At 73.6% G+C, this 7834-nt stretch carries 6 protein-coding genes and 1 pseudogene; 3 read left to right on the top strand and 4 right to left on the bottom strand.

All coding sequences use genetic code 11. From position 1 onward, the window contains the following. Together ABL57_RS07445 and ABL57_RS07440 are read left to right on the top strand one after the other, a co-directional pair. Positions 1–570 (top strand): annotated as a pseudogene (locus tag ABL57_RS07445) (acetyl-CoA C-acyltransferase); the annotation flags it as partial. A gap of 407 nt (positions 571–977) precedes the next feature. Then, positions 978–1682, top strand: coding sequence for an NAD-binding protein (locus tag ABL57_RS07440; RefSeq protein ID WP_203225572.1), 705 nt, complete (start codon positions 978–980; stop codon positions 1680–1682). 36 nt (positions 1683–1718) lie between these two features. On the opposite strand, the gene ABL57_RS07435 is transcribed toward ABL57_RS07440, so the two are convergent. From ABL57_RS07435 to ABL57_RS07420, 4 genes are all read right to left on the bottom strand, one after another. Beyond that, positions 1719–2300, bottom strand: coding sequence for a hypothetical protein (locus ABL57_RS07435; protein ID WP_047802824.1), 582 nt, complete (start codon positions 2298–2300; stop codon positions 1719–1721). A 17-nt stretch (positions 2301–2317) separates the two neighbouring features. Further along, positions 2318–3466, bottom strand: coding sequence for a zinc-dependent alcohol dehydrogenase (locus ABL57_RS07430; protein ID WP_047802823.1), 1149 nt, complete (start codon positions 3464–3466; stop codon positions 2318–2320). A 66-nt stretch (positions 3467–3532) separates the two neighbouring features. Beyond that, complete coding sequence (locus tag ABL57_RS07425) at positions 3533–3907, bottom strand: hypothetical protein (RefSeq protein WP_053004813.1); 375 nt, start codon at positions 3905–3907, stop codon at positions 3533–3535. A 244-nt stretch (positions 3908–4151) separates the two neighbouring features. Then, on the bottom strand, positions 4152–5678 hold the full coding sequence (locus ABL57_RS07420; RefSeq protein WP_047802822.1) for a gluconokinase: 1527 nt from the start codon (positions 5676–5678) through the stop codon (positions 4152–4154). Positions 5679–5906: 228 nt separating this feature from the next. Between ABL57_RS07420 and ilvD the strand changes: the two genes are divergently transcribed. Then, on the top strand, positions 5907–7739 hold the full coding sequence (gene ilvD / locus ABL57_RS07415; RefSeq protein ID WP_047802821.1) for a dihydroxy-acid dehydratase: 1833 nt from the start codon (positions 5907–5909) through the stop codon (positions 7737–7739). Positions 7740–7834: the final 95 nt, after the last annotated feature.

Raw genomic sequence — 7834 nt, 5'->3', positions numbered from 1 at the left:
CCGCAGCGCAAGGGTGACCCGCTCGTGGTCGACTCCGACCAGGGCATCCGGCCCGACTCCACGGCCGAGTCCATGGGAAGCCTGCGGCCGGCGTTCGCGGCGGACGGGACCATCACCGCCGGCAACTCCTCGCCGCTGTCCGACGGGGCGGCGGCCGTGGTGCTGACCAGCCGGGCCTACGCCGAGCGCCACGGGCTGGAGCACCTCGCCGTCGTCGGCGCCCCCGGCCAGGTCGCCGGGCCCGACACGTCCCTGCACTCCCAGCCGTCCCGGGCCATCGAGGCCGCCGTCGAGAAGGCCGGGTGGTCCGTGCAGGACCTCGACTTCATCGAGATCAACGAGGCGTTCGCGTCCGTGCTGATCCAGTCCCTGCGGGACCTCGACTACCCGCTGGAGCGGGCCAACATCCACGGCGGCGCCGTGGCCCTGGGCCACCCGATCGGCGCCTCCGGGGCGCGCCTGGCCCTGCACGCGGCCCTCGAGCTCTCCCGCCGCGGCTCCGGCAAGGCCGCGGTCTCCCTCTGCGGCGGCGGCGGCCAGGGCGAGGCGCTGCTGCTCCACCGCGACTGACCCGGCTCCGCCCACGGGCCGCGTCCGGCGCGGACCCCCGTAGGGTCGGTGGGAGGCCCGCGCCGGACGTCGTCGCTCGCGGCCCGGTGGGTGGGCCGGGCCTGCGCACCAACCGGCGCGGACCCCCGTAGGGTCGGTGGGAGGACCGCGACGAGACAGGAGGATCCACCCGTGCCGTTCTTCCTCGCCCGCCTGGTCCGCCGGCTGGGCAGCGCCCGGGCCTGGGGGCTGCCCCTGCTGATCATCGTCACGGTGTTCCTCACCAGCTGGCCGCCTACGGCGACTTCTTCCCGACCACCCTCGGCGGCCACCTCGTCGGCGTCTACGTCATCGTCGGGGGCATCGCCACGCTGACGACCCTCTTCACCAAGATCGCCACGGCCATCGAGAACGCGAAGGGACAGCGCATGAAGGGCCAGCTCGACCTCGACCTGTCGGACCACCTCGTGATCCTCGGGTACACGCCCGGACGCACCGAGCGGCTCGTCCAGGAGCTCACCGCGGACGGCGTCCTCCCGATCGCGCTCTGCGCCTGGGACGAGGTGACGGAGAACCCGCTGCCGGACCACCCCGACCACGGCTTCGTCCGCGGCGACCTCGCCGAGGAGACCGTGCTGCGCCGCGCCGGGATCCACCGTGCGCGCCGGGTGCTCGTCGACGCCCGCGACGACAACGAGGCGCTCACGCTCACCGTGGCCGCGGCCCACCTGAACCACAGCGCCCACATCGTGGTGGCCCTGCGCGACATGGTCCGCGCCCGGAACTTCTCCTACCTCGGCCGCAAGGTGCAGTGCGTGCAGTGGCACTCACCGCGGATGGCCACCGAGGAGCTCCAGGACCCCGGCATCGCGGCCGTGTACGCGGACCTGATGACCCACGGCGGCCGCAACACCTACAGCACCCGGCTGCCCGACGCGCTCGCGGGGACGGTCGTCGGGGAGCTCCAGACCGGCATCGGCCGCGGCTTCGACGCGACCCTGCTCGCCGTCCAGCTCGACGGCGCGGTGATCAGCCCCGGCTGGAACTCCCCGCTGCCGGCGGGCGCCGTGCTGTACTACGTGGGCGGGCGCCGGCTCTCGCCGGAGGACATCGTCAGGTCCTGCGCCCGCTGAGGCCCGCCGGACGGCGTGCGGCGCGCACCGGGCGGGTCAGCCCCGGCGCCGGAGGAGGGCCCGTCCCGCGGCGACGGCGGCGCCGCCCGCCAGCACCCACGGCCCGGCGACGACGAGCGGGTCCAGCCACGTGTGCGAGAGGTCGGCGCGCTTGTGCCCGGTGCGGGAGGAGAGCCCGTGCCGGGTGAACTCGGAGAGCACTCCGGTCTCGGTGACCGGGTTGTCCGGGCGCAGGCTCGCGAACGAGACGAGGTGGCTCTCCCACGCGTCGACCCGGTCGGCCGCCAGCAGGATCAGCCAGTGCGCGGCCCTGCCCTCGCTGTAGCTGCGGTAGGCGTGCCGGCGGAGCACTCCGGAGAGGCCCTTGGGCGGGCAGGAGGTGCCGAAGACGGGGGTGAGTTGCGCGTGCTCGATCGACCGCTCCCGCGGCCACCGCTCGGGCTGGCGCTCCGGGACGTCCCAGTGCGCCCCGGTGGCGCCGGGGTCGTAGCGCAGCTTCGGCACGGAGGGCCGGTCGGCCGGGTCCAGGTCCGCGCCCCAGCCGGGGATGCGGGAGCGCAGCTCCTCGCGGTCCACGGGGCGCTCGGCCTCGCCGGCGGTGTACGGGGTGGAGGTCATGGTCGCAGCGCCCTTTCTCAGGAGGTGCCCGGCACGATGAGCGGCTTGATGCAGCCGTCGAGCTTGGCCGAGAACATGTGGTAGCCCTCGGCGATGTGCTCCAGGGGGATGCGGTGGGTCACGATGTCGCTGGGCTTGAGGTAACCATTGCGGATGTGCTCGAACAACCTCGGCCACTGCCGCTTCACGGGGCACTGGTTCATCCGCAGGGTCAGCCCCTTGTTCATCGCGTCGCCGAACTTCACCGCGCTGAACATCGGCCCGTAGGCGCCCATCACCGACACCGTCCCGCCCTTGCGCACCGAATCGATCGCCCAGTTCAGCGCGACAGGCGACCCGCCCTGCAGCTTGAGCTTGGCCGAGGTCACGTGCTGGGTGAAGTTGCCGTCCGCCTCGGCCCCCACGGCGTCGATCACCACGTCAGCACCCAGGTGGTCGGTGCTCCGCTTCAGCTCAACGACCACGTCGTCGTGCTCGGCGAAGTTGACCGTCTCGGCCTGGGCGAACTCCCGGGCCTTCTCGAGCCGGTACTCCAGGTGGTCGATCACGATCACCCGGCCCGCGCCCATCAGCCACGCCGACTTCGCGGCGAACAGCCCCACCGGCCCGGCCCCGAGCACGACGACGGTGTCGCCCTCGGCGATGTCGCCCAGCTGCGCCCCGAAGTAGCCGGTCGCCAGGGCGTCGGTGCACAGCACCGCGTCCTCCTCCTCCATCCAGTCGGGAATGACCGAGGGCCCCACATCGGCGAAGGGCACCCGCACGAACTCGGCCTGGCCGCCGTCGTAGCCCCCGCAGGTGTGGGAGTAGCCGTAGATCCCGCCCACCGCGGTGGCGTTCGGGTTCACGTTGTGGCAGTTGGAGTACAGGCCCCGGGCGCAGAACCAGCAGGACCCGCAGTAGACGTTGAACGGCACCATCACCCGGTCACCGGGCTTCAACCGCTCCACCGACGGTCCGACCTCGTGGACCACCCCGACGAACTCGTGGCCGAAGGTCGTCCCCACCCGGGTGTCCGGCATCATCCCGTGGTAGAGGTGCAGGTCCGACCCGCAGATCGCCGCCGTCGTCACCCGCACGATCGCGTCGTTGGGATGCTCGATCCCCGGGATGTCCTTCTCCTCGACCCGCACCTTGTAGGGTCCGCGGTACACCATCGCCTTCATGCGACCCGCCTCGATCAGTAAGCACACTGTTGGTGGAGGCCAGCGTTCCACCGTCCCCGGGCGCGGTCAACCCCCTGCGCGGGACGGGGCCCGGGCGCTCAGTCCGCGCCGGCGGAGCTGGCCCGCTCGCCGCGGTCCCGGCCGGTCCCGGCCGGCCCCGGCTCGCACGGCCCCGGCTCGCGCGGCGCCGGCGAGGTCGCCGCTCGAGGGCACGCGCGGGTGGAAGCGGCCGTCGAGCAGCGTGTTGGCCGCCCAGGCCAGCAGGTCCCGTTGCCGGACCGGCAGGTCCAGGCACCCGTGCCGGTAGCCCTCGACCTCGAGCTCCCCGGCGGTCCCGCCGAGGGCGAGGTAGCGCACCCAGAGCCGGCGGCCGCCGATGCGCGCGTCCTCGAGCGTCCGGTGCAGCCGGGCGGCCTGTTCCCGGGCCAGGGTGTCGTCCATCGTCGTCCTTCCGTTCGTCGGGGCGGAGGGGACGGTGCCGCGGCTGCGGCCGGCTCCCGCTCCCACGGTAGGAAGGCGTTTCCCGGCGGGGCCACGGTTTTCACAGAGGTACACCATTGTGTCCGAGTGTGGTGCCGCGGCCCGGCCCTGATGGCCGGCCTCGAGGGTCCGGACACCAGGGGCCGGCCCCGATGATCTGCCGCGGCGTCCCGCAGATCCTGGGCCCGGTCTCCGGGCGCCCGGGTCAGGAGGCGACGACCGCCCCGTAGAGCTCCTCGAAGCGGGCGCGGACCGCGGCGTAGTGCCCGGCCCGCTCCGGCTCCGGCGCACGCTCCGGGCCGTAGGGCGGACGGGCCCGCTCGACGCCCGGGGCCAGGGTCTCGAGGGCGAGCAGCGCCGTGCCGCGCAGCGTCGCGCGCTTGAACTCCGCCCGGGCCACGGGCTTGCCGAGGGTGTCGGCGAGGATCTGCATCAGCCCGGGCACGTCCTGGGACGCGCTGCCCGAGGCCACCACGTGCTCCACGCCGCCGGCGACGTCCTCGAGCTCGTCGGCCACGCGCGCGTAGGAGGCGGCCACGCCCTCCAGCACGCCGCGCGCCAGGTCCGCGCCGGTGGCCGCGGCCGTGACGTCGGCCAGCACCGCCCGGGCGCCGCCGGCCCAGCCGGTCGAGCGCTCGCCGGTGAAGAAGGGCAGCACCACCGGGGTGCCCTCGGCGACGTCCGCCACGGCCACGTCCTCGAGCGTGGTGTCCTCCGGCAGGCGCACCGTGCTCCCGAGCCAGCTGATCGCCCGTCCCACGTCGTTGAGGGCCCCGCCCAGCAGGCACCGCCGCGCGTCGACGCGGTAGCACCACAGCCCGCTGGGGACCCGCTCGGGGATCGCGTGCAGCAGCACGCGCGCGGCCCCCGAGGTGGCCGCGGAGACCACCAGGGTCGAGGCGTCGGCCCCGCCCGAGCCCAGGTTGGCGCTGAGCCCGTCGGCCACGGGCGCGAACCAGTGAGCGCCCTCGAGGGCGGGCCAGCGCCGGGCGACGGAGTCCGCGACGTCCGGGATCGGCTCGTGCGGGTCGAGCACGGGGCTGAGCTGCTCGGCGTCCAGGCCGCAGGCCAGCAGCAGCGGTTCGTCCCACCGGCCCGTGCGCCGGTCCAGCAGGCCGGTCCACGCCGCGGTGGCGGTCCCGGCGTGGGCGGTGCCGAGCAGGCGCAGGTGCACGTACTCGCCGAGGGACATCCACCGCCGGGCCCGCTCCCACGTCCGCGGGTCCGTCTCCCGGATCCAGCGCAGGCGCGGGGCGAGGTAGGAGGTGTGCAGACGGGCGCCGGTGCGCTGGAGGGTCGAGGGCTCGTCGAGCTCCGCGCGCAGCGCCGCCAGCTGCTCCGCGCACCGGGAGTCCGCGTAGGTGAAGCAGGGGGTGATCGCTTCGTCGTCGTCGCCGACCCCCACGAGCGAGGACGCGAAGGTGTCCAGGGCCACCCCGGCCACCCGGCCGGCCAGGGCCGGGTCGGCCAGGACGAGGTCCAGGATCCCGGCCAGCTCCTCGGTGACCTGGTCGGGGTCGATCACCGAGGTGCCGTCGGCCCCGGTGCTGAACTCGTGCTCGATCTTGTGCCGGTAGCCGCGCACCGGGGTCCCGGTGGCGTCGTGCAGGCCGCCCCGGCTGCCCGTGGAGCCGACGTCGAGCGCCATCACGAGCGGGTCGACCGCCTCGGCCAGGTCCACGGCGAAGGACGTGCTGTCGTCCGGCCGCGGGGGAGTGGTGTGCTGGCTCATGGGGGAGTCCTCCTTCGGGGCGTGTCGTGCCCCAGTGTAGGAGCGGTCCCCGATGACCATATGGTGAGACAGCCGTCCGGGAAGCGGGACGAGGGTGCGACGGCGCGTATTCTGGGCGGCGGACCTCCGGCGGCCGCCCCGGTCGCGCCGGCCCTCGGCCGGTGCGCGGGGAGTGCGCCCCACCGGCCCCCTCGTCCCAGGACCCGACCAAGGAGACGCAGCCGCGCCATGCCCCACCTCCGCTCCCGCACCTCGACCCACGGCCGGAACATGGCCGGCGCCCGCGCCCTGTGGCGGGCCACCGGCATGGGCGACGACGACTTCGGGAAGCCGATCGTCGCGATCGCCAACTCCTACACGCAGTTCGTGCCGGGCCACGTGCACCTCAAGGACATGGGCGACCTCGTGGCCTCCGCGATCCAGGAGGCGGGGGGTGTGGCCAAGGAGTTCAACACCATCGCGGTCGACGACGGCATCGCGATGGGCCACGACGGCATGCTCTACTCGCTGCCCTCCCGCGACATCATCGCGGACTCCGTGGAGTACATGGTCAACGCCCACCGGGCCGACGCCCTGGTGTGCATCTCCAACTGCGACAAGATCACCCCGGGCATGCTGCTGGCCGCGCTGCGGCTGAACATCCCGGTGGTCTTCGTCTCCGGCGGGCCCATGGAGTCCGGTGAGGCCGTCGAGGGCGTCGTGGAGCACCGCCTGGACCTGGTGGACGCCATGTCCATGGCCGTCGACGAGTCCGTCACCGACGAGCAGCTGGGCCAGATCGAGCGCAACGCCTGCCCCACCTGCGGGTCCTGCTCGGGCATGTTCACCGCCAACTCCATGAACTGCCTCACCGAGGCCCTGGGGCTGTCCCTGCCCGGCAACGGCACCACGCTGGCCACCCAGGTGGCGCGCAAGGAGCTGTTCCTCGAGGCCGGCCGCCGGGTGGTGGACCTGTGCTGCCGCTACTACGAGCAGGACGACGAGTCCGTGCTGCCGCGCAACATCGCCACGAAGGCCGCCTTCGAGAACGCCATGGCCCTGGACATCGCCATGGGCGGGTCCACCAACACGATCCTGCACATCCTCGCCGCCGCCCAGGAGGGCGAGGTGGACTTCACCCTCCCGGACATCGACGCCCTGTCCCGCCGGGTGCCCTGCCTGTGCAAGGTCGCCCCGAACTCCACGAAGTTCCACATCGAGCACGTGCACCGCGCCGGCGGCATCCCCGCCATCCTCGGCGAGCTGCGCCGGGCGGGGCTGCTCAACGAGGACGTGCACACCGTGCACGCCCCGGACCTGGCCACGTGGCTGGACGAGTGGGACATCCGCAGCGGCCGGTCCTCGGAGCGCGCCCGGAAGCTCTTCCACGCCGCCCCCGGCGGTGTGCGCACCACGCAGGCCTTCTCCACCGCCAACGAGTTCGAGTCCTTGGACACCGACGCCGCCGACGGCTGCATCCGCTCCGTGGAGCACGCCTACACGGCGGACGGCGGCCTGGCGATCCTCTACGGCAACATCGCCGAGGACGGGGCCGTGATCAAGACCGCCGGCATCGACGAGGAGCTCTTCCACTTCGTCGGCAAGGCCTTCGTGGTGGAGTCCCAGGACGAGGCCGTGTTCGAGATCCTCTCCAAGAACGTGCAGCCCGGCGACATCGTGGTCATCACCCACGAGGGCCCCAAGGGCGGGCCCGGGATGCAGGAGATGCTCTACCCCACCTCCTACCTCAAGGGCCTCGGCCTGGGCCGGGAGTGCGCGCTGATCACCGACGGCCGCTTCTCCGGAGGCACCTCCGGCCTCTCCATCGGGCACATCTCCCCGGAGGCAGCCGCCGGCGGCGCCGTGGGGCTCATCGAGACCGGCGACGAGATCGAGATCGACGTCGCACAGCGGGTGCTGCGGGTCAACGTCGACGACGCCACGCTCGCCGCCCGGCGCCAGGCCAGGGGTCCGGCGCCCTGGTACCCCACCAGGCCGCGGGAGCGGCAGGTCTCCAAGGCCCTGCGTGCCTACGCCTCCATGGTCACCTCCGCGGACAAGGGCGCGGTGCGCGTGATCTGACCCCTCCCGCCCCTCCCACCCCGTTCGCGAGGGTGCGGCCGACGGCGACCGGGCGCACTCCGGTCGCCGTCGGCCGCGACCCCGGCCCGGGGGGA

The organism is Kocuria sp. SM24M-10, from assembly GCF_001027955.1.
GTDB classification, from domain to species: domain Bacteria; phylum Actinomycetota; class Actinomycetes; order Actinomycetales; family Micrococcaceae; genus Kocuria; species Kocuria oceani.
This window is presented reverse-complemented; position numbering and strand designations above follow the sequence as displayed.

What these genes read in the sequence shown, in the direction of transcription:
- ilvD (WP_047802821.1), top strand. Translation starts at nt 5,907, where the DNA reads ATGCCCCACCTCCGCTCCCGCACCTCGACCCACGGCCGGAACATGGCC.
- ABL57_RS07440 (WP_203225572.1), top strand. Translation starts at nt 978, where the DNA reads ATGAAGGGCCAGCTCGACCTCGACCTGTCGGACCACCTCGTGATCCTC.
- ABL57_RS07435 (WP_047802824.1), bottom strand. Translation starts at nt 2,300, where the DNA reads ATGACCTCCACCCCGTACACCGCCGGCGAGGCCGAGCGCCCCGTGGAC.
- ABL57_RS07430 (WP_047802823.1), bottom strand. Translation starts at nt 3,466, where the DNA reads ATGAAGGCGATGGTGTACCGCGGACCCTACAAGGTGCGGGTCGAGGAG.
- ABL57_RS07420 (WP_047802822.1), bottom strand. Translation starts at nt 5,678, where the DNA reads ATGAGCCAGCACACCACTCCCCCGCGGCCGGACGACAGCACGTCCTTC.
- ABL57_RS07425 (WP_053004813.1), bottom strand. Translation starts at nt 3,907, where the DNA reads ATGGACGACACCCTGGCCCGGGAACAGGCCGCCCGGCTGCACCGGACG.